The sequence below is a fragment of the Micromonospora sp. HB375 genome, assembly GCF_017872985.1.
Classification (GTDB): Bacteria; Actinomycetota; Actinomycetes; order Mycobacteriales; family Micromonosporaceae; genus Micromonospora; species Micromonospora chalcea.
This window is the reverse complement of sequence record NZ_JAGGJO010000001.1, coordinates 3,836,960-3,861,166: the sequence shown is the minus strand read 5'-3', so window position 1 is coordinate 3,861,166 and position 24,207 is coordinate 3,836,960. Positions and strand designations below refer to the sequence as shown.

Genomic DNA, 24,207 nt, shown 5'->3' with positions numbered 1-24,207 from the left:
TCAGCGCCGGTCGCGCCGCTCGTAACCCCGGTCGCGGCGCTCACCGGAACCGTCGCCGTCCCGGTCCCGGCGTACGGTCGCCTTACGGCCCTTGATCGTGGTGCCCCGCAGCCCTGAGATGATCTCGTCGGCCACCGCCTGCGGCACCTCGACCAGCGAGAACCGGTCGGCGATCTCGATCGAGCCGATGTCCCGGCCACTGATCCGGGTCTCCCCGGTGATCGCGCCGACCAGGTCCTGCGGCCGTACCCCGGCGCGCCGGCCCAGCCCGATGAAGACCTGGGTGGTCCCCCCGGTACGCGGACGGCCCGGCCCCCGGCGCTCGCCCCGCCCACCGGTCTCCGGGCGGCCCTCGCGCGGGCCGCGGACCGGAACCTGCGGGATCTCCTCCTCGTCGTCCGAGCCCGGCGACGTCGCCTCGTGCGCCAGCTTCACCGCCGCCAGCGCCACCTCGACCAGGTCGAACTCGTCGGTCAGCGACTCGACGATCACCCGGTACGGGTCGAGGTCGTCCTCCAGCAGGCTCTCCCGCAGCGCGCCCTGGGTCAGCTCCAGCCGCCGGGTGCGCATGTCCGCCACCGTGGGGATCTTGTCGATGGTGATCCGCTGGCCGGTGACCCGCTCGATGGTCTTGAGCATCCGGTGCTCGCGCGGCTCGGCGAGCGTGATCGCCACACCCTCCCGCCCGGCCCGGCCGACCCGGCCGATCCGGTGCACGTACGACTCCGGCGCCGACGGGACGTCGTAGTTGACCACGTGGGTGAGCTGCTCGACGTCCAGCCCCCGGGCGGCTACGTCGGTGGCGACCAGCAGGTCCGCCGTACCGGCGCGCAGCCGGCCCATCACCCGGTCCCGCTGCTCCTGGCTCATCCCGCCGTGCAGCGCCTCGGCCCGGTAGCCCCGGCCGTTCATCGTCTCGGTGAGCCGGTCGACCTCCTCGCGGCTGCGGCAGAACACGATCGCCGCGGTCGGCGACTCCACGTCCAGCACCCGGCCCAGCGCGGCCGGCTTGTGCCCCCGGGCCACGATGTACGCGCTCTGCCGCACCCGGGGCGCCTCCCCGGCGACCGGCCGCTCCCGCTCGATCTGGATCCGGACCGGATCGGTCAGGTGCTGCCGGGCCAGCCCGTCGATGCGGGCCGGCATGGTGGCCGAGAACAGCACCGTCTGCCGGCCGGCCGGCGCGTGCTCCAGGATCGCCTCGATGTCCTCGGCGAAGCCCATGTCGAGCATCTCGTCCGCCTCGTCCAGCACCACCGTGGCCAGCGCGCCCAGCCGCAGCGTGCCCCGGGCGATGTGGTCCAGGGCCCGGCCCGGCGTCGCGACCACCACGTCGACCCCGTGGTCGAGCGCGCGCAGCTGCCGGCCGATCGGCTGCCCGCCGTAGATCGGCAGCACCCGGGCGCCCAGGTCCTTGCCGTAGCGGTGGAACGCCTCGGAGACCTGCACGGCCAGCTCACGGGTGGGCACCAGCACCAGCGACACCGGGTCGCCGTCCGGCCGTCCCACCGGCATCCGCTGCAGCAGCGGCAGCGCGAACGCGGCGGTCTTGCCCGTACCGGTCGCCGCCTGTCCCAGCAGATCCTGCCCGGCCAGCAGCGGGGGGATCGCCTCCCGCTGGATCGGGGTGGGTTCCTCGTAGCCGAGCGCGGCCAGCGCGCCCAGCAACTCGGTGCGCAGCCCGAGATCCGCGAAGGCGGTGGCGTCCTCGGCGTCGGCGGGAATGGCGGGGTCGGTCGGGGTCGGTGCGGCGGTCATGCGACAAGTTTTTCATCACCGCCGCGCGGCGGTCGCGGCGACCGGGCCAAACGTTCGCCGCGCCACCTGCGTGCCGTCCCCTCCGGGTGGTCCGGCGTGGCCCCGTGCCCCCGCCGGATCACCGGGACAGGACGGCCAGCAACGTGGTGAAACCGACCGCGACGTCGAACACCGCGCACCACAGCGCGTACCCGCGCGGAACCACCGCGCCGGTGCGGTGGTACCAGGCGTCCCAGGCGGCGTGGACGAGCCAGCCCACCCCGACGAGCACCCCGGCGACGTCGGCGGAGGCGACCATCGCCACGACCGCCAGGCCGCCCCACCCGGCCGCCCCGGCGAGCTGCGCGGCCAGCGCGCGCCGGTCGCCCCACTGCCGCCGCCAGGTGCCGATCAGCAGGTAGCCGGCCGGCAGGACCAGCAGCGTCCACGGCGCGAAGACGGTCGGCGCGAACCACATGTCCACGGTCATGAGCAGCGCCAGCCCGGCCGGCCACCCGCGCGCCACGGCTGCCGCGACCGGGTGTCGGCGGGGCGGCGCCGCGGACGTGTGCCGGTGCCGCAGCGCCACCAGCAGCATCGCCACCACCATCGCGGCCAGGTGCCGCGTCCGCGCCCACCCGGCCCACCGCCGGGGTACGACCACAGTCATCTCCGTCATGCCCCGACCCTGCCGCCGCCGGGCGCACCGGAGAAGGCGCGTCAGTCATCGGGAAACCGTGCGGATCGCACGGCCCGGCCGTGACGTTTCTCAGGAGTGGGCGGACCGGTGCACGCCCTAGGATCAGCGGGCATGAGCGTCGATCCGGCGGACCACCGGCTGCGCCGGGCCCGGCGGGTCACGCTGCTGTCGCTGGCCACGAACGTGTGGACGACGGTGCTGCTGCCAGCGGTCGGACTGGCCCGCGAACCCGACCCGGCACGCGTCGCGCTCGGCGCCGCCGGGCTGCTCGTGTTCGCCGCCGCCCAGGTCGCGGTGCTGCACGCCGCCGTCACGCCGTGGCTGCCCGTGCCGGCGCGCCGCCGCCGGCACGCCGCGCTGACCGTGGCGGCGCTGCTCAGCCTGCCGCTGCTCGGCCCGGTCGCGGCCGGCTCCTGGCCCACCTGGGCGTGGCTCGGCGCGTCGCTGGTCGGCATGACGCCGCTGCTGTTCCGGCCCGTCGTGGCGGCGGTGGCGGCGGCCGGCGTCCTCGCGGCGTCCGCGGCCGTCACCTGGTGGACCGATGGCCCGCTGACCACGGCGCTGCTGGTCACCGGCCTGGTGGGGGCCGGGACAGCCGCGCTCACCTGGGTCCAGGTCTGGTTCTGGGACCTGCTGGTCGAGGCCCGGCAGGGGCAGGCCGCCCAGGCACGGCTCGCCGCCGCCGAGGAACGGCTGCGCTTCGCCCGGGACGTGCACGACCTGCTCGGCCACGACCTGACGGTGATCGCGCTGAAGGCCGAGCTGGCCGAGCGGCTGGCGCCGACCGACCCGGACCGGGCCGCGCGGGAGGCGGCGCAGGCCCGGCGGCTCGCCGCAACGGCGCTGACCCGGGTACGCGCGGCGGTGCACGGCTACCGCGCCGTCGACCTGGCCGAGCAGGCCGCCGCGGTGGGGGAGGTGCTGCGCTCCAGCGGCGTACGCACGACTGTGGTCCCGCCGTCCGGCGACGTGCCCGGTCCGGTCGCCGCCGACCTGGCCGCGGTGCTGCGTGAAGCCGGGACGAACGTGCTGCGGCACAGCCGGGCCGGCTGGTGCCGGATCGAGATCACCCGGGAGGACACGGCGGTGACGCTGACCGTACGCAACGACGGCGTGCGTGACGGCGACGGCCCGGACCGGCTCAGCGGCGGCCTGCGCGGCCTGTCCGACCGGCTCGCCCCGGTCGGCGGCCGGGTCCGGGCGGACGCCGCCGACGGCGTGTTCAGCCTGGTCGCGACCGTGCCGGTGGCGCGATGATCCGGGTGCTGCTGGCCGACGACGAGGAGCTGATCCGGCTCGCCCTCGCCGCGCTGCTCGACCTGGAGCCGGACATCGAGGTGGTGGCGCACGCGGGCGACGGGCGCGCGGCCCTGGACGCGGCGCTGGCTCACCGCCCGGACGTCGCGGTGCTCGACCTGGAGATGCCGGCGCCCGGCGGGGTCGAGGTCGCCGCCGAGCTGACCCGGGCGCTGCCCGGCTGCGCCCCGGTGATCCTCACCGGACACGGCCGCCCCGCCCAGCTCCGGCCGGCGCTGGCCGCCGGAGTGCGCGGCTTCCTCGCCAAGGGCGCTCCCGGCGGCGCGCTGGCCGACGTGATCCGCCGCGTGCACTCCGGCGCCCGGTACGTCGATCCGGCGCTCGCGGCCGACGCGCTCACCCTGCCCGAGTGCCCGTTGACGCCGCGCGAGCTGGAGACGCTGCGCCTGGCTGAGCTGGGCACCCCGGTCGCGGTGATCGCCCGGCGTACCCACCTGGCCGCCGGGACGGTCCGCAACCACCTGAGCGCCTGCGTGCAGAAGCTCGGCGCCGCGAACCGGGCCGAAGCGGTACGGCTCGCCCGCGAGGCCGGCTGGCTCTGAGGTACGGGACGTCGTGGCACGCTGCCGGCGGCTAGCCTGATCACGTGCGGACGGTCGAACTGCTCTGCTCATCCGAACTGGAAGCGGCGGTTCGCGCTGCCTGGGACCGGCTCGCCGCCGCCGGGCTGCCCAGCCTGGCCCGCAACACGCACCCGACGAACCGGCCGCACCTGACGCTCGCCTCCGTCGAGGAGTTCCCGCCCGGCGCCGAGCAGCGACTGGCCGACCTCTGTGACGCGGCGCTGCCGCTGCCGGTGCGGCTGGGCCGGGTGGAGGTGCTCGACGGCAGCGCGCCACTGGTGTGGCTGGTCCATCCGACGCCGCAGCTCGTCGCGCTGCACGGCGCGGTCTGGGACGTGCTAGCCGAGGCGTCCGGCGGGCACTCGTGGCACCAGCCCGGCCGGTGGGTGCCGCACCTGAGCCTGGCGCTGCGGTTCGGCGCGGCGGACCGGCGGCGCGCCCGGGCGGTCGCCGGGGCGCACCCGCCGGCCGGGGCGTTCGTGGCGGCGCGCAGCTACGACGGCGACACCCGCACGGTCAGCGAACTGACCGCCGCCTGCCCGCGTTCCGGCGGCTGACCGAGAGGTCATACCCGGCGCTGGTGGGCGTCGGTTCCGCTGACCGGGACCCCCGGCCTGGGCAGATCCGGGTACTCTTCGCCCCATGATCGACAGTGTTCGATTGGCGGTCGTCGGTGTGGGCAACAACACGTCGGCGTTGGTGCAGGGCATCGCCTTCTACCGCAACACCGGCAGCCTGGTAGGGCTCCACCGGCCAGAGATCGCGGGACTGGGCGTCAGCGACATCGACGTCGTCGCCGCTTTCGCCATGTCCGACCGAAAGGTGGGCAAGGATCTCCACGAGGCGATATTCATGCCGCCCAACAACTTCCCGCGCCTCGACACCGAACTTCCGCCCGCCGGCGTGACGGTGCGGCGTGGCCTGGTGGACTCGACGGAAGTCGAACGGGTGGCGCACGCGCTGGAAGGGGCGGAGGTGCTGCTCTACTCCGCTCCGAGCGGCCGGCCGGACACGGCTCGGGCTTACGCCGAGGCGGCTCTGACAGCGGGAGTCGCGTTCGTGAACACCACGTCGGATCCGGTGGCCAGGCACGAGTCACTACTGGCACGTTTCGAGGAAGCCCGTGTGCCGTTGCTCGGCGACGACCTGGCCAGCCAGTTCGGCACCTCCGTGCTGCACCACGCACTACTGCGGCTGATCGAGGAGCGCGGCCTCACCCTGGGCAGCTCCTACCAGGTCAATCTGGGCGGGACCGAAGACTTCCGCAACCTGGTCGAGAACCCGAACACCAAGAAGCAGTCCAAGCTGAACGCCCTGGGGTCGTCCGGCAAGGTCCAGATGGCGCCCCTCGCGTACATGCCGCACCTGCGATCCCACAAGATCGCCCACCTCAACATCGAAGCGCAGGGCTGGGCCGAGACGGCGGTGAGTGTGGAGGTGCGCCTGCAGGTGCATGACCCGAGTGGTGCTGCCGGCGTCAACATCGACCTGATTCGTCTGGCGGCCATCGCCCTGCGGTCGGGTCGTGGCGGCTACCCGGCCGAAGCGGCATCCCTCCTGAAGTCCCCACCCGGAACCGCGATCTGACCCCAACCCCCGGACCGTTCGGCGCGGCCCGAACCGTGCCCGTGTCAGCATGGGCCGATGACCACCGGTGCCGACGGACGCGGACTCGCCGGGTTCGCCGCGCTGCTCGCCGACCCCACCCGGGCCGGCTTCTGTCTGGCCCTGCTCGACGGCCGCGCCTGGACCGCCGGGGAGCTGGCCCGCGCCGCCGGGGTGGCCGCGTCCACCGCGAGCGGCCACCTCACCCGGCTGGTGGCGGGCGGTCTGGTGGTCGAGGAGCGGCAGGGCCGCCACCGGTACGTCCGCCTCGCCGACCCGGGCGTCGCCCAGCTCGTCGAGGACCTGGCCGCGCGGGCGCCCGCACCGGCGGCCCCGCCCCGCACGTTGCGCGCCGCGTCGGCCGGTGCCGCCCTGGCGTACGCGCGCACCTGCTACGACCACCTGGCCGGGCGGCTCGGCGTGCTGCTGCACGACGCCCTGCTCGACCGTGGCGTGCTCGACCGCACCGGCGGCCTCGCGCTGACCGAGGCCGGCATGAGCTGGCTGGACCGTCTCGGCGTACCCGTCGAACCACTGCGCGGCACCCGGCGGCCGCTCGTCCGCGACTGCCTGGACTGGACCGAACGGCGCCCGCACCTGGCCGGCGCGGTCGGGGCGGCGCTGTGCGGGCGCTTCCTCGACCTCGGCTGGACCGCGCGCGGCAACGGCCGGGCGGTACGGGTCACCCCGGCGGGGCGGGACGCGCTGGCCGAGGCGCTCGGGCTCGACCCGGTGCTGCTGGCCGCGCCCGCCACCCGCGACACCGGCCCGGCGCGCGCCTGACCCGCCCGTGCCCCGCGGCACCGGTCCCGCCCGCGACTGACCGCCGGGTGTGCCCGGCCGGATCGTTCGGTCCGGGCCGAACTGTCGGCGCCCTACGGTCCGGTGATGGATTCACCGACGATCACGGCTGCTCCGGGCACGCCGCCCTGCGGGCCGCCGACCTCGGACGACGGCGGCTGGGTGGTCACCCGGTACGCGGACGTCGTCTCCGTCCTGACCGATCCCCGCTGCGTGGTGCCGCCCGCCGAGGAGGCGCCGGAGGGTGGCCTGGCATGGCTGCGCGCCTCGGTGAGCCGGTTCAGCCCGCCGGACCGCCATGCCGCGCGGCGAGCCGTCGGGGTGGCGGCGCTCGACACGCTCGACCCACGGGAACTGCGCGTGATCGCGGAACGGCTGACCGGGCGGATCCTCGACCGCGCCGCGAGCGCGGACAACGGCGGCGACCGGGTGGACGTGACCGGTGACCTGGCTCGGCGCGTACCCCTTGTGGTGCTGGCGGAGCGGCTCGGGCTGGCCGACCCGGCGGCGGCCGTAGCGGAGGTGACGGCGGTGGCCGCCGCCTACCACCCGGGCGCCGGCCCGGCGGCGGTGCGGCGGGCGGACCGGGCGGTGGCGGCGCTGCTGGCCATGTCGCCGCCCGCTCCGGCCGAGGTGACAGCGAACCGGCTCGGGCTGCTGGTGCAGGCCGCCGACGCCACCGCCGGGCTGATCGTGGCCGCCGTCCGGCACGGGCTCGACGCGCCGGACGGGCTCGAGACCGACGTGCTGCTCGCCGAGGTGCTGCGCCTCGACCCGCCGGTACGGGTCACCCGCCGGGTCGCCGCCGACCCGCTGACCCTGGGCGGCCAGCCGGTGCGCGTGGGGGAGCGGCTGCTGCTGCGGTTCGACGCCGCCAACCGCGACCCGGCGGTCTTTCCGGAGCCGGACCGTTTCCGCGCCGGCCGGGCGAACGCCGCGCTGACGTTCGGCGCCGGACCCCGCGGCTGCCCCGGGCAGCGGCACGCGCTCGCCCTGGCCGCCGGCGTGGTCGGCGTGCTGCGCCGCCGCTGCCGTCCCGCCGGCCCTGCCCCTGACGTCCCGCCGACCCCACTCGAGGTGATCCTCCGATGACCGACCGGTACCGCGCATTCCGTGACCTGCACCGGCCCGGCGAACCGCTGCTCCTGCCGAACGCCTGGGACCACGCCTCCGCCGCGGCGCTCGCCGCCAGGGGGCATCAGGCGATCGGCACCACCAGCCTGGGCGTGGCGGCGGCCGCCGGCCGACCGGACGCCGTCAGGGCGACCCGCGCCGAGACGCTGGAGCTGGCGTACCGGCTGCGGGACCTGCCGACGCTGCTCACGGTGGACGTCGAGGACGGCTTCCACGACGACCCGGCGCAGGTCGCCGGGTTCGTGGGCGAGCTGGCCGCGCTCGGGGTGGTCGGCGTGAACCTGGAGGACGGGCGCCCGGACGGGCGACTGGCCCCGGCGGACCACGTCGCCGCCGTGATCGCTGCGGTCCGCGCGGCGGTGCCGCGGATGGTCGTCAACGCCCGCACCGACGCCTGGTGGCTGGGCGTGCCGGCGCCGCTGGACGAGGCACGGCGGCGGGCGGCGGCGTTCCGGGCCGCCGGTGCCGACTGCCTGTTCGTGCCCGGCGCGCCGGACGACCTGGTCGGCCTGCTCGCCGCCGAGGCGGGGTTGCCGCTGAACGTGCTGTACCGGCCGGGCGGCCCGGACCTCGCAGCCCTCGGGCGGCTCGGCGTGGCCCGGGTCAGCACCGGATCGCTGCTGTTCCGGGCCGCGCTCGGTGCCGCGCTGCACCTGACCGACGCGATCGGCGCCGGGCGCGACGCGGGCCTGCCGGCGCCGCCCGGATACGAGGAGGTGCAGGCCCTGGTGTCGCCGTCCGCCACCTGATCGGGCACTTCGGAGGAGATGGGAGGAATCGCGCCTTCTCCGGTCTTTACGGTGTGCGCAGGCCCAATCACGCCGTGTCCCGACCGAGAGGGGACGGAGACCATGCGAGTGCCCAGCCGCAGCCCCGGTCGCCAGCCCGGTCCCGCCGCCGCACCCACCGCTCCCGCCCGCCGGGTGCCCGCAGCCGGCCGGCGCGGCGACGCCGTCCCGGACCTGTCCGCGTACCGGGCGGCGGTGGCGGACCTCCTGGTCGAGGTGGGCGCGCTCGCCGACGCGCCGTCGGCCACCGCCCGCCAGGTGCTGCTCGACCAGCGGCTGCGCGAACCCGCCATCGCCGCCGTCCTCGACGCCACGCCCCAGGGGCTGATCGGGGCCCGGGAGACGCTGCTGCTGGAGATGGCCCGCTACCAGCCCAACGCGCGCAGCTCGGCGCAGGACCTCACCGCGCTGGTGCGCATCTACCTGCTCTCCCGCGTCGACGTGCTCTGGTGGCGGGACGCCCCGACGTTCCTCACCGACGACCAGGTCCGCACCAGCGCCGAACTCGTCGACCTGGAGTGGCTGCGCCGGCGCGGGCTGATCGAGTTCCGCTATCAGGAGCAGCCCGCCACGGTCGTGGGCCGGGGCCTGCGCGCGGCGCGCCGCCGGTTGCTTCCGGCCGCCACCCCGCGTACCGCCGGTCTGCTGTTCCGCCGGGCCCGCCGCGAGATGATCGCGTTCCTCAACGACCTGGCCCGGGAGTTCGCGGCCGTCGCGCCGGACGGCACGCCGCCGCTCTGGGTGACCAGCCTGGCCCGCAGCGCCGAGCACCAGTACCGGCTGCGCCGCCTGGGGTACGCCGCGATGGTGCCCAGCGGACACTGCCTCGGCTGGGCCGCCGATGTCGAGCTGGAATGGTACGAGCGCTTCGGCGCCCGTTCGGTCCTCGCCGGGTTACTCCTGGCCCGTCAGGACGCCGGCGAGGTGAACGTGGTCGACGAGGGACAGGCCTGGCACGTGTGTCTCGCCCCGGACGCCCGCCGCCGCTACCGGCGGGCGTACGAGGCCGAGATGGGGGTGTGACCCGGTGTGCGGCATCGCGCTCAGCATCGGCCCCGAGGCCGACCCGGCCACGTTCCGCCGGATGCTCACCGCGCTCGCGTCGCGCGGTGAGGTCACCGAGACCCGCCAGGAGAACGGCCTGCTGGCCGGCGTACGGCGGCTGAAGATCGTGGACCGGGAACGGTCCGTCCAGCCGTGGATGTCGCCGGACGAGCGGCACCTGCTCTGCTACAACGGCGAGATCTTCAACCACCACGAGCTGCGCGCCGAGCTGACCCGGCTCGGGCACGAGTTCCGCACCACCGGCGACACCGAGGTCGTGCTGACCGCGTTCCGCCAGTGGGGCGAGAACGCGGTACGCCGGCTGCGCGGGGAGTACGCGTTCGTGATCGTCGAGCGGGACAGCGGGCGGGCGTACCTGGCCCGGGACCCGCTCGGGGTCAAGCCGCTGTACTGGTCCCGCCTGCCCGGCTGCCTGCACCTCGCCTCCGAGGTCAAGGCGCTCGTCGGGCACGGCGCGCCGATCGGCGAGGTGGCGCCCGGGCACCACGGCTGGGTCGAGCCCGGCGAACCGGTCCGGCCGCGCCCGCACGTCGACCTGCTCACCCTCGGCGACGGCCTGCCGGTGATCGACGACCCGGACGAGGCGGCCCTGCTGGTCCGCGTCGCGCTCACCGACGCGATGCGGGCCCGGCTGGACACCGACCTCACCGTCGGCGTGGTGCTCTCCGGCGGCCTGGACAGCTCGCTGGCGCTGCTGCACGCCCGCGAACTGCACCCGGACTGCGTGGCGGTCACCATCGGCGTGCCGGAGAGCCCCGACGTCGCGTACGCCCGGCGGCTCGCCGCCGACCTCGGCGTGCCGCACGAGGTGATCGAGCTGCGCCCGCGTGACATCCGGCTGGCCGACGTACGTGAGGCGATCCGGGTCTCCGAGCTGACCGAGTACGGCGACATCATCAACGCTGTCGTCTCGGTGCCGATCTTCCGGCGGCTGCGCGAGCTGGGCGTACGGGTGGTGCTCACCGGCGACGGCTCCGACGAGCTGTTCGGCGGCTATCCGATGTACCACCAGGTCGGGCCGGAGCGGTCCCGCCGGCTGTTCCTGCACAAGATCCGCAACCTGTGCCGGACCGAGCTGCAACGGGTGGACCGGGCCAGCATGGCGCACGGGGTGGAGGCCCGGGTGCCGTTCCTCGACCTCAGCGTCGTCGAGCTGGCCATGCGGCTGCCGCTGGACCTCAAGCTGCGCGACGGGCAGGAGAAGTGGATCGTCCGGCAGGCCTTCGCCGACCTGCTGCCCGCCTACGTCCGGCAGCGGCCGAAGAACCCGATGTCGTACTCGTCGGGCCTGCACGAGCGGGCCCGCCTCTACAAGCCGCTGTTCGCCCGGCTGCACCGCTCCTTCGGCTACGACCTGCTGGAACCGGTCCGCCGTGACTTCGACAGCGTGCTCACCCGCTGCGGCAACGACCTCGACCGGGCCATCGCCGAGGGCATGGCCCGGCCCGACTACACCGTGCTGGAACACGCCCGGGACCTGGTCGGCGCGGCCCGGTGGAACGCCGCGCCGATGGTCCGGCGGCTGGTCAACCCGCGCCGCACCCGAGGCGACGAGGCGCCCCTGCCCGGGTGAGCCCGCGTGGCCCCGGTAGGAGGCCGCCGGGTCAGCGCCGCAGGTCCACGTCGGCGGCCACGCCGGAGACCGGGTCCATGCAGTGCACCGTCGGGCCCGGACGCAGCCGGGCGTCCGAGGCGTACCGCCGGGCCAGCTCCCGCCCGGCGGCGGCGTCGCCGCGGTCGGCGGCCACCAGCAGCGCGGCGACCTCGTCGACGAGCGTGAGGTCGGCGCCGGTCAGGTCCTCGGTCATCGCCCCGAAACCGTCCCAGAGCAGCACCTCGTCCTTGTGCCGGTGGGCCAGCTCCAGCAGCACGTAGTCGTGGATGAACCAGTCGCCCCGGATCGGCAGCGACGGGTCCACGCCGTAGGTGTCCGGGTCGACCCGGCCCGCCCGGTACGCCAGCCACACCCGGGCCGCCGACTCGAAGTGCCCGGCCTCCGGGTCGATGTCGTAGCCGTCGAACGGCCGGTCGCCGGCCGGATCCAGCTCCGGGTCGGACCAGACCCACCGCTCGCCGTCCCACCACTCGGCGAGCACATGGTCGTGGTGCCAGCCGGGCACGAAGTAGCTCGCGAACCCGACCCGGCTGCGCGCCGGGACGCCGTGCTGGCGCAGCGCCGCGACGGTGAGCAGCGTGTGGTCCCGGCAGCAGCCGGCGACCCGCTCGGCGGCCGGGCGCTCGGCGGTCAGCGGCAGCGGGAACCGCGACTGGTCGGCGTCGAGGATGCGGTCCAGCCAGCGCAGATTCACCTCGGCCCGGCGGACGTCCGGCAGCTCCACCCCGCCGGCCCGGTAGTGGATGATCACGTTGCGGGCGGTCGCCGCGACGGTGGGCAGGTCAGCCGGCACGGCTTCGAGCAGCGCCGCATGGTGGCGGGGATCGCTGTACGGGGAGTGGGTCCGGTAGTCGTCGACGTCCATCCGGCCATTGTCGGCGCGGGACGCGGCCGGCGGGTGCCCGCTCGGCGCGCAATCTCGCGGCACCCGGAATGCCAGGTCCGATCACCGCCAGCGCCGCGGTCCGGGCCGCGCCAGGCTGGGACCGTGACGACCACCCGTACCGCGTTCCGGATCCACCCGCTGCCCGCGGGGACGCTCGCCGAGCTGCGCCGCACCGGCCGCGACGCCACCGGGCAGCCGCCCGAGCACCGGCACGCCACCGGCGGCGAGCCGCTGCGCTGCTGCCTGCGCGACGCCCGGCCGGACGAGACGCTGCTGCTGTTCGGGTACGCCCCGCCGCTGCCGCCGAGCCCGTACCGCGAGGTGGGACCGGTGTTCGCGCACGCCGCCGAATGCGCCGGCCCGCACGACGTGACGGCGTACCCGTCCCAGTGGCGCGGACGGGAGCAGGTGCTGCGCGCGTACGACAGCCGGGGTCGCATCGTGGGCGGACGGCGACACGACGGCGGCGACCCGGAGGCGGTGATCGCGGAGCTGTTCGCCGACCCGGCGGTGGACCTGCTGCACAGCCGCAACGTCGTGTACGGCTGCTGGATGTTCGCTGTCGTGCGGAGTTGACCGGGTCCCGGATGGACATCGGCGGACGCCTCTTCTAGCGTCGCTGTCATGCGGAGGACCCTCATCGCCGGCGGGCTCGCGTTGCTCCTGCTCGGCACGGCCTGCGGGGAGAGCCGCCGGTCCGACCCGCCGGCCGCGGCCGGCTCGCCCACCGCCTCGCGGCAGGACCCGGGCCAGGTCGAACGGACGCTGGCCAGCCTCCGCAAGATCGACGATCTGCCGATGTACGAGATGACGTACGACGGCGACTACGACCCGACCGCCGGGCTGGCCGGGTCGACGCCGCCGAGCCCGTTCGGCTGCTCGTTGTTCGCCGCGCTCGGCGACCGGGAGCGGCCGCTGTTCGCCCGCAACTTCGACTGGGAGCCGAACCCCGCGCTGGTGCTGCGCACCGACCCGCCGGACGGGTACGCCTCGATCTCGCTGGTCGACATCTCCTACCTGGGGGTGGCCGCAGACCCGACGGGGGACCGGCGGCTGCTGGACGCGCCGCTGCTGCCGTTCGACGGCATGAACGAGCGGGGTCTCGCGGTCGGGCTGGCCGCCGACGACGGGGCGCGCGCCGAGCCGGTGCCCGGACTGCCGAAGGTGGGCTCGGTGCGCATCCTGCGCCTGGTGCTCGACTCGGCCGCGACCGTGGACGAGGCGGTCGCCGTGTTCAAGCGCTACAACCTGGACTTCGACGGCGGGCCGCCGCTGCACTACCTGCTGGCCGACGCGACCGGCACGTCGGCGGTGGTGGAGTTCGTCGACGGGAAGATGACAGTGGACCGGCGCAGCGGCCCGTGGCAGGCGCTGACGAACGTGCCGGCCGTCGGTGTGCCGGACCGGGAACTGCGCCAGGACCGCAGGTACGGGGTGCTGGCGAAGGAACTGGACCGCACCGGTGGGGTGGTCGACACGGCCGGGGCGCTGCGGCTGCTGAACGCGGTACGCCAGTCGCACACCCGCTGGTCGGTCACGTACGGGCTGCGCAGCGGCGAGGTGCGGGTGGTCACGGCCGGTGGCGGCACCCGTGACTACCGCCTGCCGATGAGCTGATCCGGGCCGGGTGGACCGCTCCGGCCGAGGTCGTCGGCGCTGACAACGCACCGGGCCCGGCGGCCCCCGCGAGGGGAGCGCCGGGCCCGGGACGGGTCAGCGGGTCACCAGCTCAGGTAGCCCGCCTGGGTCTGCACGTTCAGCTCGGGAACCAGCAGGAACTGCGCCAGCCAGGTACGCGGGTCACGCAGCTCCAGCACGTCCAGTCCCTTCTGGATGTCGCTGGAGTAGATGTGGCCGTTGAACCAGTACGCCGACCAGGACCCGCCGGTACGCAGCTGCGTGGCGTCCAGCGGACCGCGCTCCCAGTAGGCGATCTCGGTCGGCTTGCGGGAGTTGGTGAAGTCCCACACCGAGATGCCGCCCTGGTACCACGCCTGCACCATGATGTCGCGGCCGGGCACCGGGATCAGCGAGCCGTTGTGGGCCACGCAGTTCTCGGTGTCGGCGTTGACGCGCGGGATCTTGTAGTAGCTGCGGAATTCCAGCTTGCGGGCGTTGCCGCGGCCGGTGATGTCGTAGATGGCGTCCGCGCCACGGTTCGGGCCGACCACCTCGTTGCAGGTGGCCGCGCCGCCGCCGCCCAGCTCGTCGGTGAAGACGACCTTGGTGCCGGAGTTGTTGAACGTGGCCGAGTGCCAGAACGCGAAGTTCTCGGCGTCGGTCACCCGCTCGATCACCCGGGGCGCCTCACGGTCCTTGATGTCCAGCAGGATGCCGTCACCCATGCACGCGCCGGCGGCCAGGTCCTTCGCCGGGTACGCGGTGATGTCGTGGCAGCCGGTGGTGGCCGACGACTGACCGGGGATGCCCGGGTAGCCGCCGTCCGGGAACAGGTTCGGCGTGGCCACCACGGAGGCGGTGGTGGGGTTCTTCACCGGCACCTTGACGATGGAGATGGAGTCGTGCGGCGGCTGGCAGTCCGGGAAGTCGGCGCGCGGGCTGTACGACGAGACGTACAGGTAGACGTTGCGCTTGTCCTTGCCGGGCACGAGCGTGTGGGTGTGCGAGCCGCACGCCGTCTCGACCGACTTGATGTAGCGCGGGTTGCGCTTGTCGCGGATGTCGAAGATCTTGATGCCCTCCCAGGACTCCTTCACCGACGCCGGCTGGCTGGTGCTGGCGCAGGAGTCGTCGCTGCGGGAGGAGTCGGTGGACAGGAAGAGCAGGTCGCCGTGGACCGAGATGTCGTTCTGCGAGCCGGGGCAGAGCACCTGCGACACGATCGTCGGGCGGCTCGGCCGGAGGATGTCGTAGATGACGAACCCGTCGTAGTTGCCGACGAACGCGTACCGCCCCTGGAAGGCGATGTCGGTGCCGAGGGCTGCGGTGGTGTCGAACGGCGCCTGCTTCGGCAGGTTGGCCACCTGCCGCAGGTTGGGGCTGCTGGAGATCTCGTCGACACCGGGGACGGCGCTGTCCGCGGTGGCCGGCGCGGCCTGGGCGCGGGGGATCTCCTGGGCGCTGCTCGGCGGCGCGGCGACCACGCCGGCGAGCAGCAGGCCGGCGGCGGCGAGGCTGATGATGCGGGTGCGGGACGTGCGGATGCTGATCACCGGCAACACCCTTCGAAAGGGGATGATGATTCGCCAAACCTTACCGATCGGAGACCGTCATCAATGTGACCTGGGTCACACTCGGGAACTTTTGTCTATGTATAGGATCGCCTTCACCTTGACCGGAGGAGGCGTCGTATGACCAGCCGGCAGGCGCGCGTGTGGGTGGGCGTCACAGCGCTCGTCATGCTCGTGGTGATCGGCGGGCTGGCGCTCGCCGGGCGCGACGACACCCGGCCCGAGGCCGCGGCGGGGAACGCCGCGACGGGCGCGCCGAGCCCGAGCGCCACCACCTCGGCGCCGCCGCTGCTGGTTCCCGGCCGCCCGGGGGAGTCGGCCGCCACCCGTGCGCCCGATCAGGTGCGGGCAGCGTCGACGCCCCGGTTCAACAGCCTCGACGTCTGGTACGTCCGGATGATGATCCCGCACCACGAGCAGGCGCTGGAGATGGCGACGCTCGCCCCCGACCGGGCCGCCGATCCCCGCATCCGCGCCGTGGCCGAGCGGATCCGCGCTGCCCAGGGGCCGGAGGTCGGCCTGCTGCGTGCCTGGCTCAGCACCCGCGACCTGCCCGCCGACGTGCCGGGGCACGACCACGGCAGCATGCGCGGGATGCAGTCCGCCGAGGCGATGCGGCAGCTCGCCGACGCAAGGGGCGCGGCGTTCGACCGGATGTTCGTGCGGATGATGACCGATCACCACCAGGGCGCGATCGTGATGTCCACCGACCTGCTGAAGGTCGGCGCCGACCAGGCCATGCAGGAGTTCGCCACCGGCGTGGCCGTCGAGCAGTCCGCCGAGATCACCCGCATGCGCGCCCTCCTGCCTTCCTGATCCCCGCCTCCCGGCCTGCCCGCCCGTTCCGGACGATCATGAGGTTGGCGGCGACAAATCGGACGACGACGCCCGTCAACCTCATGATCACCGCAAGGTGGGGCGGCGGGGGAGAGGTGGGGAGAGCGGGCCTAGGCTGGGGAATCGTGGCTCGCCTCATCCTCGGCCGTCCGCTGCGCGGCATCGCCTTCGACACCGCCGTCTGCGGGCTGGTCGTGTTCTTCGCCGTCTCCGCGTACGTCGCCGGCCAGATCGGCCTACCGGCGTTCGCGGTCGGGCTGGCGGCGGCGGTGGCGGTGTTCTTCCGGCGTACCCACCCGACGGCGGTCGCCGCCGCGGTGGCCGCGCTCGCGCTGGTCCAGGTGATCGCCGGCTGGGGTCCGCTCGCCTACGACATCGCCGTGCTGATCGCCCTCTACAGCGTGGTCAAGTACGCCGACCGGCTCCGCGACGGCATCGTGGCCGGGGTCGTCGCCGTGCTCGGCGGGGTGCTCGCCGCGCTCCAGACGCCCGGCGCCGGGCCCTGGTGGATGGGCGCGTTCTTCTACGCCCTGATCGTCGGCGCGGTCTGGCTGGCCGGGCTGAACCTGCGGACCCGCCGGCTCTACGTGCTCAGCCTGGAGGACCGGGCCGCGACGCTGGAACGGGAACGGGAGGCGCAGGCGCGGGCCGCGGTCGCCGAGGAGCGCACCCGGATCGCCCGCGAGCTGCACGACGTGGTCGCCCACAGCATGGCCGTGATGATCGTGCAGGCGGACGGGGTGCGGTTCACGCTCGACCGGGATCCGGCCACCGCCCGCGAGGCGGCCAAGGTGGTGGCGGACACCGGCCGGGCGGCGCTGGAGGAGATGCGGCGCCTGGTCGGCGTACTGCGGGAACCCACAGCGACGCAGCCGGACCCGGCGGACGGGCCCGCGCACCGCCGGCCCGCGCTGGTGGAGCTGCCCGCGTTGCTCGACCGGTTCCGCGCCGCCGGGCTGCGGGTCGCCTGCGGCGGCGCCGGCGCGCCGCCGCCGCTGCCCCCCGGCCTGGAGCTGACCGTCTACCGGGTGGTGCAGGAGAGCCTGACCAACACGCTCAAGCACGCGGGCGTCGGCGCGTCGGTGGAGCTGACGCTGGACTGGAGCGCCGACGCCGTCGTGATCCGCGCCGTGGACGACGGGCGCGGCCGTCCGGTCGACGGCCCGGCGCCGTCCGGCGGTCACGGCCTGGTCGGCATGCGGGAACGGGTCGGGGTGTACGACGGCAGCCTCGCCGCCGGACCCACACTTGCCGGTGGCTGGCGGGTGCGGGCGCGGCTGCCGCTGTCCCCGGCGGCCGGCACCGGGGAAGGGAGGGCGGCGGCGTGACGGTACGGGTGATGATCGTCGACGACCAGGCGCTGGTACGCGCCGGGTTCCGGATGGTGCTCGACTCCCAGCCCGACCTGGCGGTGGTCGCCGAGGCCATCGACGGCGCGGACGCGCTGCGGGTGCTGGACCGGGTCGCCGTCGACGTGGTGGTGATGGACCTGCGCATGCCGACCATGGACGGGGTGGAGGCGACCCGGCGGATCTGTGCCCGGCGCGACGACGGGCGCCCCCGCGTGCTGGCGCTGACCACGTTCGACACGGAGGCCGACGCGTTCGCCGCGCTGCGCGCCGGGGCGAGCGGGTTCCTGCTCAAGAACGTGCCGCCGGAGGAGCTCATGGCCGCGATCCGGGTGGTCGCCCAGGGCGACTCGGTGGTGGCCCCGTCGATCACCCGGCGGCTGCTCGACCGGTTCGCCGGGCAGCTCGGCCCCGCGCCGGCCGCCGATCCCCGGCTGGCCCAGCTCACCGAGCGGGAACGGGAGGTGCTGCTGCTGGTGGCGCAGGGGCTCTCCAACGCCGAGATCGCCGCCCGGGTGCACGTCGCGGAGGCGACGGTGAAGACCCACGTCGGCCGCATCCTGGCCAAGCTCCAGCTGCGCGACCGGGTCCAGGCAGTCGTCCTGGCGTACGAGAGCGGCCTGATCACGCCCGGCGGCTGACCCGGCGTACGCCTCAGGTCGTACGGGTTTCCCCGGTGGGGGACGACCTCCGTCGCATCGAGGTCGAGCGCGCAGGTGGAGATCAACCAGGTGGTGCCGCCCCTAGCGTCGGAACTGTCAGAAAGACCGTGTCCGACAGGAGCACCTCAGTGTCCGCACCACCGACCACCGGCGTCGCCCTCGCCGCCCGCGCGCTGCGCATGGAGTACGGCGCCGGGCAGTCCCGCGTCGTCGCGCTCGACGGCGTCGACCTCGACCTGGCCGCCGCCCGGTTCACCGCCGTCATGGGCCCGTCCGGCTCCGGCAAATCCACCCTGCTGCACTGCCTCGCCGGCCTCGACCGGCCGACCGCCGGGGCGGTCCACATCGGTGACGCCGACCTGACGCGCCTGGACGACCGGCGGCTCACCCGGCTGCGCCGGGACCGGATCGGCTTCGTCTTCCAGAAGTTCAACCTGCTGCCCACGCTCACCGCGCAGGAGAACATCGTCCTGCCGCTGGCGATCGCCGGCCGTCGCCCGGACCCGGCGTGGCTGGGGCAGGTGGTGGCGGCGGTGGGCCTGACCGACCGCCTCGGGCACCGCCCGGCGGAGCTGTCCGGCGGGCAGCAGCAGCGCGTCGCGGTGGCCCGCGCGCTGATCACCCGGCCCTGGGTGATCTTCGCCGACGAGCCGACCGGCAACCTCGACTCGCGCTCCGGCGCCGAAGTGCTGCGGCTGCTGCGCGAGGCGGTGGACATGCTCGGTCAGACCGTCGTCATGGTCACCCACGACCCGGCCGCCGCCGCGTACGCCGACCGGGTGGTCTTCCTGGCCGACGGCCGGCTGGTCGACGAACTGCACGCGCCCACGGTCGGCGCGGTCCGGGACGCGCTCAGCCGGCTCGACCCGGCCGTCGCGCCGGCAGGGCGGTGACCGGGATGCTGCGGCTGACCCTGCGCCAGGTCCGCGCCGACGGCCTGCGCCTGCTGCTGTCCTCGCTGGCGATCGTGCTCGGCGTCGCGTTCGTCGCCGGCACGCTGATGTTCACCGACGGGATGCGCGCCGGGGCGTACGAGCGGGCCGGTGAGTTCGACAGACACACCGACCTGGCCGCGTACGCGGAGAGCGACCCGCTGCCCCCGGCGCTCGTGGACCGGGTACGCGCCCTCGACGGGGTGGCCGCCGCCGCGGGCGAGCTGACCGGCTCCGCCGGGGTGGTGGGCGCCGACGGCCGTCCCGTGCTCGGCTACGCGGTGCTCGCCGCCGTCCCCACCGAGGCGGCCCTGCAGTCCTACGACGTGGTGGCCGGGCGGCTGCCGCAGCGCCCCGGCGAGGTGGTGCTCGACGACGAGACCGTCGCCGAGCAGCGCTTCACCGTCGGCGGCCCGGTGTCGATCGGCGGACGCGACGGCGCGGCCCGGCCGTACACGCTTGTCGGCACCGTCGACGTGGACGGCAGCTCCCGCGACGTCGGCGGCCCCTACATCGGGCTGACCGGCCCGGACGCGCTGGCCGTCAGCGGCGAGAAGGGTTACGGCCGGATCATGGTGGCGGCCCGTCCCGGCGTGGACACGGCGGTGCTGGCCGACCAGATCCGCGCCGTGGTGGGACCGGACGTGACGGTCCGGGACCGCGACGCCATCCTCGACGCGGCGGTCGACGACGCGGTACGCGACCTGCGGCAGTTCGGCATGCTGCTGGGCACGTTCGCCGCCGTCGCGGTGGTGGTGGCCGGCTTCGTGATCGCCAACACCTTCGCCATCGTGCTCGCCCAGCGCTCCCGGCGTACCGCGCTGCTGCGGCTGGTCGGCGCCACCCGGGGGCAGATCTACCGGGCCACGCTGTCCGAGGCGGCGGTGACCGGCCTGCTCGCCTCCGTCGTGGGGGTGCTGGCCGGCGCGGCGGTGGCCGGCGGCCTCGGCGTGCTGCTCGCCGGCACCGGCGCGCCGCTGGGCAGCGGGCTCACCCTGACCCCGCGTACGCTGCTGCTGTCGCTGGGGCTGGGGACGCTGCTCACCGTGGCGTCGGCCGCGCTGCCGGCCTGGCAGGGCACCCGGGTCGCCCCGGTGGCCGCGCTCACCGACGCGGCGGTCAACCCGGTCCGTCCGGCCGGGCGGATCCGGCTGGCGGTCGGCGCGCTGGCGCTCGCCGCCGGTGTGGCGGCGCTGGCCGGCGCCGGCGCCACCGGCCAGGTGGTGCTGGTCGCGGCCGGCGGGTTGCTGGCCTTCGGCGGCATCGTGGCGTTCGGCCCGGTGCTGGTGCCGGCGCTGGTACGGGTGCTCGGCGGGCCGTTCCGCGCGGCGTTCGGCGCCACCGGCGGGCTGGCCGTGTCGAACGCGGTGCGCAACCCGCGCCGGGTCGCCGCCACCGCGACGGCCATGGTGATCGGCATCGGGCTGGTCTCCGCCTTCGTGGTCGGCGCGGCGAGCGTCAAGTCCGGCATCGAACGCGCGGTGGACGCCCGGATCGGCGTGGACTTCCTGGTCACCGGCATCGGCGGGGACCTGCCGGCCACCGTCGCCGGCGAACTGGCCGCCCGCCCGGAGCTGGGTGTGGTGCACGAGCAGCGCAGCCGGGTGGTCGACGACGTGCAGCTGCGGGCCGCGCACCCGGCGCTGGTCCGGCGCACGCTGTCCGCCGTGGACGCCGGTGACCCGGCCGGCCTGGGGCCGGGAGCGGTGCTGGTGCACCGCGAGCTGGCCGCGACCAGGGGCTGGACGGCCGGTTCCACGATCACGCTCGCCGGGCGGCCGTTCCGGGTCGCCGCGGTGGTGGCCGACGAGGAGCCGGTCCTGGCCGGGAGCCCGGTGCCCCCCGGTCACCTGGTGGACGTGCTGGACGCCGACTTCACCGCCATGTTCCCGACCGTGCGCGGCCACCTGGCCGAGGTGGATCCGGCCGCCGGGGTGAGCGTCGACGAGGCCCGGACCGCTGTCGAGTCGGTGCTGGCGCGCTACCCGACGGTGAACGTGATGGACCAGGCCGCGTACAAGAAGATGCTCACCGGCACCGTCGACCTGGTGCTGGGGTTCGTCACCGCGCTGCTCGGCCTCGCCGTGGTGATCTCGCTCGTGGGGGTCGCCAACACGCTCAGCCTGTCCGTGGTGGAACGCACCCGGGAGACGGCGGTGCTGCGCGCGGTCGGACTGAGCCGGGCCGGGATGCGGGGTGTGCTGGCGGTCGAGGCGGTGCTCACCGCGCTCGTCGGCACGCTGCTCGGCATCGCGCTCGGCACCGGGGCGGCCGCCGGGGCGATGGCAGTGGTGGCCCGCATCGGCGGGGACTTCACGCTCGTCCTGCCCTGGGCGCGGATCGGGCTGATCGTCGCGGTGGCGGTGGTGGCCGCGCTGCTCGCCTCGGTCCTGCCGGCCCGCCGGGCGCTGTCCCGGCCGGTGGTGGCGTCGCTCGGCGCGGACTGAGCACCACCGCCCGGACACGACGAGGAGCCGGCTCCGCCGCGGGCGGGGCCGGCTCGTCGTGGGTCAGGGTTGGGTGGCCGGCTGCCCGCCGGTGTCACCGCCGGTGCCGGGGTCGGCGGTGGTCGGTTCGGGTGCCGGCGTAGTGGTGGGCGCCGTCGTCGCCGGCGTGCTGGGCGGCGTGGTGGTCGGCGCGCCGGTGGGCGCCGGCTCCTCGCTGACGCTCGGCTGCGCCGACGGGACCGTCGAGGCGCTCGGCGTCACCGACGGCGTGGCCGACGGCCGGCCGCCCGGGCCGACCGGCCGGTAGGTGTAGTCGTCGCCGGCCGTCGGCTCGTCGACGACCGGCTCCGCGGCCGGGTCGCTCGGCGCCACCGCGGGCGCCGTCTTGTCGATCTTCGTGGCCGGTTCGGCGGTGTCGTTCGCGGCGGCCACCAGCGCGCCCAGCGCGCCCATCGCCACCAGCACCGCGCCCAGCGCCCCGACGAGCGTGCCGCGCCGGCCCCGCCGCCGCGACGTCGCCACCGCGGCGCCCGGCCGGACCGCCGGCTGGTCGTCGCGGGACCGCGCCGGGCCCGCCGCGCCGCGCAGCGCTATCGTCGCGGTCGGTGAGTCGGTACGGGCGGCCCGCGCCGCGTCGGCCATCGCCGCGGCGCTCGGGTAGCGGTCGGCCGGGTCCTTGGCCAGCGCCCGGGACACCAGCTCGCGCACCGACGCCGGGATCTCCGCCGGCAGCTCCGGCGGCTCGTCGTCGAGATGGCGTACGGCCACCTGCAGCGGGTTGTCACCGGTGAACGGCGGGCTGCCGGTGAGGCAGCAGTACGCGACCGCGCCGAGCGCGTACACGTCGGTGGCGCCCGAGACCGGCCGGCCGGCGGCCTGCTCCGGCGCCATGTAGAGGGCGGTGCCGGGCACCGCGTTGGTGCTGGTGATGCTCGTGACGTTGGTCGAGCGGGCCACCCCGAAGTCGACGAGCACCACGGTGCCGTCGTCCTGCACCAGCAGATTGCTCGGCTTCACGTCGCGGTGCACGATGCCGCGCCCGTGCGCCGCGTGCAGCGCCTGCGCCACCTGGGCCACGATCGACATGGTCTCGGCGACCTCGAGGCACCCCGCGTCCTCGATCCGCCGCGACAGCGGCTCACCGGCGACGAACTCCATCACCAGGTAGTCGGCCCGGCCGCCGCTGGGCAGCTCGTCCTCGCCGCAGTCGAAGACCTGGACCACGCCGGGGTGGCGCAGCGAGGCCATGATCCGCGCCTCGGAACGGAAACGGGCGATGAAGTCGGGGTCGGACACCAGGGCGGGAAGAAGCACCTTCACCGCGACCGGACGACCGAGGACCAGGTCGGTGGCACGCCAGACGTCGCCCATGCCGCCGGTGGCGACACGGTCTTCCAGGCGGTACCGACCGCTGAGTACGACGTCTGAGGACAGCACCCCCATACCGTACCCACAGCGGGCGCGAAGTATTTCCCGCGATCTCGGCGCGGGATCGAAAGCCTTCAGCGGGGCGTTCCAGCAGCCGGGACGCCGATCGGCGCACCGTGACCGGACCGGCACGATCGGCCAGAATGTGACAGCACGTCGCTGTCCGCCCGCGGGGCCCGGCACGACCGGTTGCGCCGGGAAGCGTCGATTCCGTACGTTGCGTTACCTCGACACGCCGGTGACGGGCGTAGACATTTCTCTCTCTTCCTCCGGCCCTGACGTCTTGCCGGAGCGCCCCGCGTTCCCAGGCGTCGGCCCGGCTCCCGGCCGCCCCGAGCCGTCGGTACCGTATGTCCGCCGACGCCCGTGCCGCGCGGCAGTGTCCATGGCTCATCGCACCCGTGTGCGAGTGTCAGATCAACTCACCGGGGGGCGGGGTGCGGATGGCGGTGTGGCCACTGGCTCCCCGGCGTGCCCGGTGCCCGCACACGACCCGGTCCGGACGGCGACCGTGACGGCCGAGCTGAACGAGGCGGTCGCCGCGGCACAGGCCGGCGACGAGGAGGCGTTCCGGTTCCTCTACCGCAGCCTGCAGCCCGCCTTGCTGCGCTACCTGACCGCTCTCGTCGGCGCCGACGCCGAGGACGTGGCCTCCGAGGCATGGCTCCAGATCTCCCGCGACCTGCCCTCCTTCACCGGTGGCGAGTTCCGCGCCTGGGCGGTCACGATCGCCCGCAACCGGGCCATGGACCATCTGCGCCGGCAGCGGCGGCGTCCGTCGGTACCGGTGCCGGTGCAGGCGCTCAACGACCTGGCCGCCGACGCGGACACCGCCGACCGGGCCGGCGAGGCCATCGCCACCGAGAGCGCGCTGGCCCTGATCCGTACGCTGCCACCGGCCGAGGCGGAGGCGGTGATGCTGCGGGCCGTCATCGGCCTCGACGCGGAGACCGCCGGGCGGGTGCTGGGACGGCGGGCCGGAGCCGTGCGCACCGCGGCGCACCGGGGCCTTCGCCGGCTGGCTGCCATGCTGGAGCGCTCGGCGGCGGACACTGCCCCGGACGACTCCCGGGGCGCCCTCGCGCCGCGTCCCCGTACCGACCGCCAGGTGCCGCACGCGCCCGAGGCCGAGCCGGCGGAGGGCTGACGT

General features: G+C 75.1%; 22 protein-coding genes. 17 read left to right on the top strand and 5 right to left on the bottom strand.

Going from position 1 to position 24,207, the window contains the following annotated elements; genetic code table 11:
* Both J3R08_RS17740 and J3R08_RS17735 read right to left on the bottom strand, forming a co-directional pair.
* Positions 1–1,758, bottom strand: coding sequence for a DEAD/DEAH box helicase (locus tag J3R08_RS17740; protein WP_043323686.1), 1,758 nt, complete (start codon positions 1,756–1,758; stop codon positions 1–3).
* A 118-nt stretch (positions 1,759–1,876) separates the two neighbouring features.
* Positions 1,877–2,416 carry a hypothetical protein gene (locus tag J3R08_RS17735; protein ID WP_209962090.1) on the bottom strand — a complete coding sequence of 180 codons (540 nt, stop codon included), beginning with the start codon at positions 2,414–2,416 and terminating at the stop codon, positions 1,877–1,879.
* Between the two features lie 132 nt (positions 2,417–2,548).
* Here J3R08_RS17735 and J3R08_RS17730 point away from each other — a divergent pair, with 132 nt between their 5' ends.
* The 9 genes from J3R08_RS17730 to J3R08_RS17690 all read left to right on the top strand — a co-directional run bounded on the left by J3R08_RS17730 (position 2,549) and on the right by J3R08_RS17690 (position 11,283).
* Positions 2,549–3,694 carry a sensor histidine kinase gene (locus J3R08_RS17730; RefSeq protein ID WP_209962088.1) on the top strand — a complete coding sequence of 382 codons (1,146 nt, stop codon included), beginning with the start codon at positions 2,549–2,551 and terminating at the stop codon, positions 3,692–3,694.
* Positions 3,691–4,296, top strand: coding sequence for a response regulator transcription factor (locus J3R08_RS17725; RefSeq protein WP_064445796.1), 606 nt, complete (start codon positions 3,691–3,693; stop codon positions 4,294–4,296). The genes J3R08_RS17730 and J3R08_RS17725 overlap by 4 nt, the downstream gene beginning before the upstream one ends.
* A 44-nt stretch (positions 4,297–4,340) precedes the next feature.
* Positions 4,341–4,874: a 2'-5' RNA ligase family protein gene (locus tag J3R08_RS17720; RefSeq protein ID WP_209962086.1), complete on the top strand. Its 534-nt coding sequence runs from the start codon at positions 4,341–4,343 to the stop codon at positions 4,872–4,874.
* A gap of 85 nt (positions 4,875–4,959) precedes the next feature.
* Positions 4,960–5,904, top strand: a complete 945-nt coding sequence (locus J3R08_RS17715) for an inositol-3-phosphate synthase (RefSeq protein ID WP_043323695.1) — start codon at positions 4,960–4,962, stop codon at positions 5,902–5,904.
* Between the two features lie 57 nt (positions 5,905–5,961).
* The gene (locus tag J3R08_RS17710) at positions 5,962–6,705 is read left to right on the top strand and encodes a helix-turn-helix transcriptional regulator (protein ID WP_064445798.1); all 744 of its coding nucleotides are present in this window, start codon (positions 5,962–5,964) and stop codon (positions 6,703–6,705) included.
* 105 nt (positions 6,706–6,810) lie between these two features.
* On the top strand, positions 6,811–7,815 hold the full coding sequence (locus J3R08_RS17705) for a cytochrome P450 (RefSeq protein WP_245254760.1): 1,005 nt from the start codon (positions 6,811–6,813) through the stop codon (positions 7,813–7,815).
* A complete protein-coding gene (locus tag J3R08_RS17700) occupies positions 7,812–8,606 on the top strand; it encodes an isocitrate lyase/phosphoenolpyruvate mutase family protein (protein ID WP_209962085.1) in 795 nt (264 codons plus the stop codon). Before J3R08_RS17705 ends, J3R08_RS17700 begins: the two co-directional genes overlap by 4 nt.
* 102 nt (positions 8,607–8,708) lie before the next feature.
* A complete protein-coding gene (locus J3R08_RS17695; protein WP_209962083.1) occupies positions 8,709–9,668 on the top strand; it encodes a hypothetical protein in 960 nt (319 codons plus the stop codon).
* A 4-nt stretch (positions 9,669–9,672) separates the two neighbouring features.
* Positions 9,673–11,283, top strand: a complete 1,611-nt coding sequence (locus J3R08_RS17690; protein WP_209962080.1) for an asparagine synthetase B — start codon at positions 9,673–9,675, stop codon at positions 11,281–11,283.
* 31 nt (positions 11,284–11,314) lie between these two features.
* Here the strand turns inward: J3R08_RS17690 and J3R08_RS17685 are convergent, their stop codons facing one another.
* Positions 11,315–12,190, bottom strand: a complete 876-nt coding sequence (locus J3R08_RS17685; RefSeq protein ID WP_209962078.1) for a transglutaminase domain-containing protein — start codon at positions 12,188–12,190, stop codon at positions 11,315–11,317.
* Between the two features lie 123 nt (positions 12,191–12,313).
* Between J3R08_RS17685 and J3R08_RS17680 the strand changes: the two genes are divergently transcribed.
* Complete coding sequence (locus tag J3R08_RS17680; protein ID WP_209962076.1) at positions 12,314–12,787, top strand: DUF1203 domain-containing protein; 474 nt, start codon at positions 12,314–12,316, stop codon at positions 12,785–12,787.
* 48 nt (positions 12,788–12,835) lie between these two features.
* The gene (locus J3R08_RS17675) at positions 12,836–13,828 is read left to right on the top strand and encodes a carcinine hydrolase/isopenicillin-N N-acyltransferase family protein (RefSeq protein ID WP_209962074.1); all 993 of its coding nucleotides are present in this window, start codon (positions 12,836–12,838) and stop codon (positions 13,826–13,828) included.
* 104 nt (positions 13,829–13,932) lie between these two features.
* Here J3R08_RS17675 and J3R08_RS17670 read toward each other — a convergent pair whose 3' ends face one another.
* The gene (locus J3R08_RS17670; protein WP_374102409.1) at positions 13,933–15,375 is read right to left on the bottom strand and encodes an LVIVD repeat-containing protein; all 1,443 of its coding nucleotides are present in this window, start codon (positions 15,373–15,375) and stop codon (positions 13,933–13,935) included.
* Positions 15,376–15,522: 147 nt separating this feature from the next.
* Between J3R08_RS17670 and J3R08_RS17665 the strand changes: the two genes are divergently transcribed.
* The 5 genes from J3R08_RS17665 (at position 15,523) to J3R08_RS17645 (ending at position 21,629) form a co-directional block, all read left to right on the top strand.
* Complete coding sequence (locus tag J3R08_RS17665; RefSeq protein WP_209962071.1) at positions 15,523–16,218, top strand: DUF305 domain-containing protein; 696 nt, start codon at positions 15,523–15,525, stop codon at positions 16,216–16,218.
* A 146-nt stretch (positions 16,219–16,364) separates the two neighbouring features.
* Positions 16,365–17,567 (top strand): sensor histidine kinase, encoded by a 1,203-nt coding sequence (locus J3R08_RS17660; protein ID WP_374102382.1) that lies wholly within the window; start codon positions 16,365–16,367, stop codon positions 17,565–17,567.
* Positions 17,564–18,229 carry a response regulator transcription factor gene (locus J3R08_RS17655; RefSeq protein ID WP_043323707.1) on the top strand — a complete coding sequence of 222 codons (666 nt, stop codon included), beginning with the start codon at positions 17,564–17,566 and terminating at the stop codon, positions 18,227–18,229. Before J3R08_RS17660 ends, J3R08_RS17655 begins: the two co-directional genes overlap by 4 nt.
* 200 nt (positions 18,230–18,429) lie before the next feature.
* Positions 18,430–19,143 (top strand): ABC transporter ATP-binding protein, encoded by a 714-nt coding sequence (locus J3R08_RS17650; RefSeq protein WP_051611472.1) that lies wholly within the window; start codon positions 18,430–18,432, stop codon positions 19,141–19,143.
* 5 nt (positions 19,144–19,148) lie between these two features.
* Positions 19,149–21,629, top strand: a complete 2,481-nt coding sequence (locus J3R08_RS17645) for an ABC transporter permease (protein ID WP_209962067.1) — start codon at positions 19,149–19,151, stop codon at positions 21,627–21,629.
* Between the two features lie 63 nt (positions 21,630–21,692).
* On the opposite strand, the gene J3R08_RS17640 is transcribed toward J3R08_RS17645, so the two are convergent.
* Complete coding sequence (locus tag J3R08_RS17640; protein WP_209962064.1) at positions 21,693–23,072, bottom strand: serine/threonine-protein kinase; 1,380 nt, start codon at positions 23,070–23,072, stop codon at positions 21,693–21,695.
* Between the two features lie 496 nt (positions 23,073–23,568).
* On the opposite strand from J3R08_RS17640, the gene J3R08_RS17635 reads away from it, so the two are divergent.
* A complete protein-coding gene (locus J3R08_RS17635; protein ID WP_069088687.1) occupies positions 23,569–24,204 on the top strand; it encodes an RNA polymerase sigma factor in 636 nt (211 codons plus the stop codon).
* Positions 24,205–24,207: the final 3 nt, after the last annotated feature.

Bases quoted from the DNA above. Each gene is read 5' to 3' on its own strand.
- J3R08_RS17730 (WP_209962088.1), top strand. From the start codon at position 2,549: ATGAGCGTCGATCCGGCGGACCACCGGCTGCGCCGGGCCCGGCGGGTC.
- J3R08_RS17735 (WP_209962090.1), bottom strand. From the start codon at position 2,416: ATGACGGAGATGACTGTGGTCGTACCCCGGCGGTGGGCCGGGTGGGCG.
- J3R08_RS17705 (WP_245254760.1), top strand. From the start codon at position 6,811: ATGGATTCACCGACGATCACGGCTGCTCCGGGCACGCCGCCCTGCGGG.
- J3R08_RS17650 (WP_051611472.1), top strand. From the start codon at position 18,430: ATGGAGTACGGCGCCGGGCAGTCCCGCGTCGTCGCGCTCGACGGCGTC.
- J3R08_RS17685 (WP_209962078.1), bottom strand. From the start codon at position 12,190: ATGGACGTCGACGACTACCGGACCCACTCCCCGTACAGCGATCCCCGC.
- J3R08_RS17640 (WP_209962064.1), bottom strand. From the start codon at position 23,072: ATGGGGGTGCTGTCCTCAGACGTCGTACTCAGCGGTCGGTACCGCCTG.
- J3R08_RS17695 (WP_209962083.1), top strand. From the start codon at position 8,709: ATGCGAGTGCCCAGCCGCAGCCCCGGTCGCCAGCCCGGTCCCGCCGCC.
- J3R08_RS17645 (WP_209962067.1), top strand. From the start codon at position 19,149: ATGCTGCGGCTGACCCTGCGCCAGGTCCGCGCCGACGGCCTGCGCCTG.
- J3R08_RS17715 (WP_043323695.1), top strand. From the start codon at position 4,960: ATGATCGACAGTGTTCGATTGGCGGTCGTCGGTGTGGGCAACAACACG.
- J3R08_RS17710 (WP_064445798.1), top strand. From the start codon at position 5,962: ATGACCACCGGTGCCGACGGACGCGGACTCGCCGGGTTCGCCGCGCTG.
- J3R08_RS17675 (WP_209962074.1), top strand. From the start codon at position 12,836: ATGCGGAGGACCCTCATCGCCGGCGGGCTCGCGTTGCTCCTGCTCGGC.
- J3R08_RS17665 (WP_209962071.1), top strand. From the start codon at position 15,523: ATGACCAGCCGGCAGGCGCGCGTGTGGGTGGGCGTCACAGCGCTCGTC.
- J3R08_RS17700 (WP_209962085.1), top strand. From the start codon at position 7,812: ATGACCGACCGGTACCGCGCATTCCGTGACCTGCACCGGCCCGGCGAA.
- J3R08_RS17725 (WP_064445796.1), top strand. From the start codon at position 3,691: ATGATCCGGGTGCTGCTGGCCGACGACGAGGAGCTGATCCGGCTCGCC.
- J3R08_RS17740 (WP_043323686.1), bottom strand. From the start codon at position 1,758: ATGACCGCCGCACCGACCCCGACCGACCCCGCCATTCCCGCCGACGCC.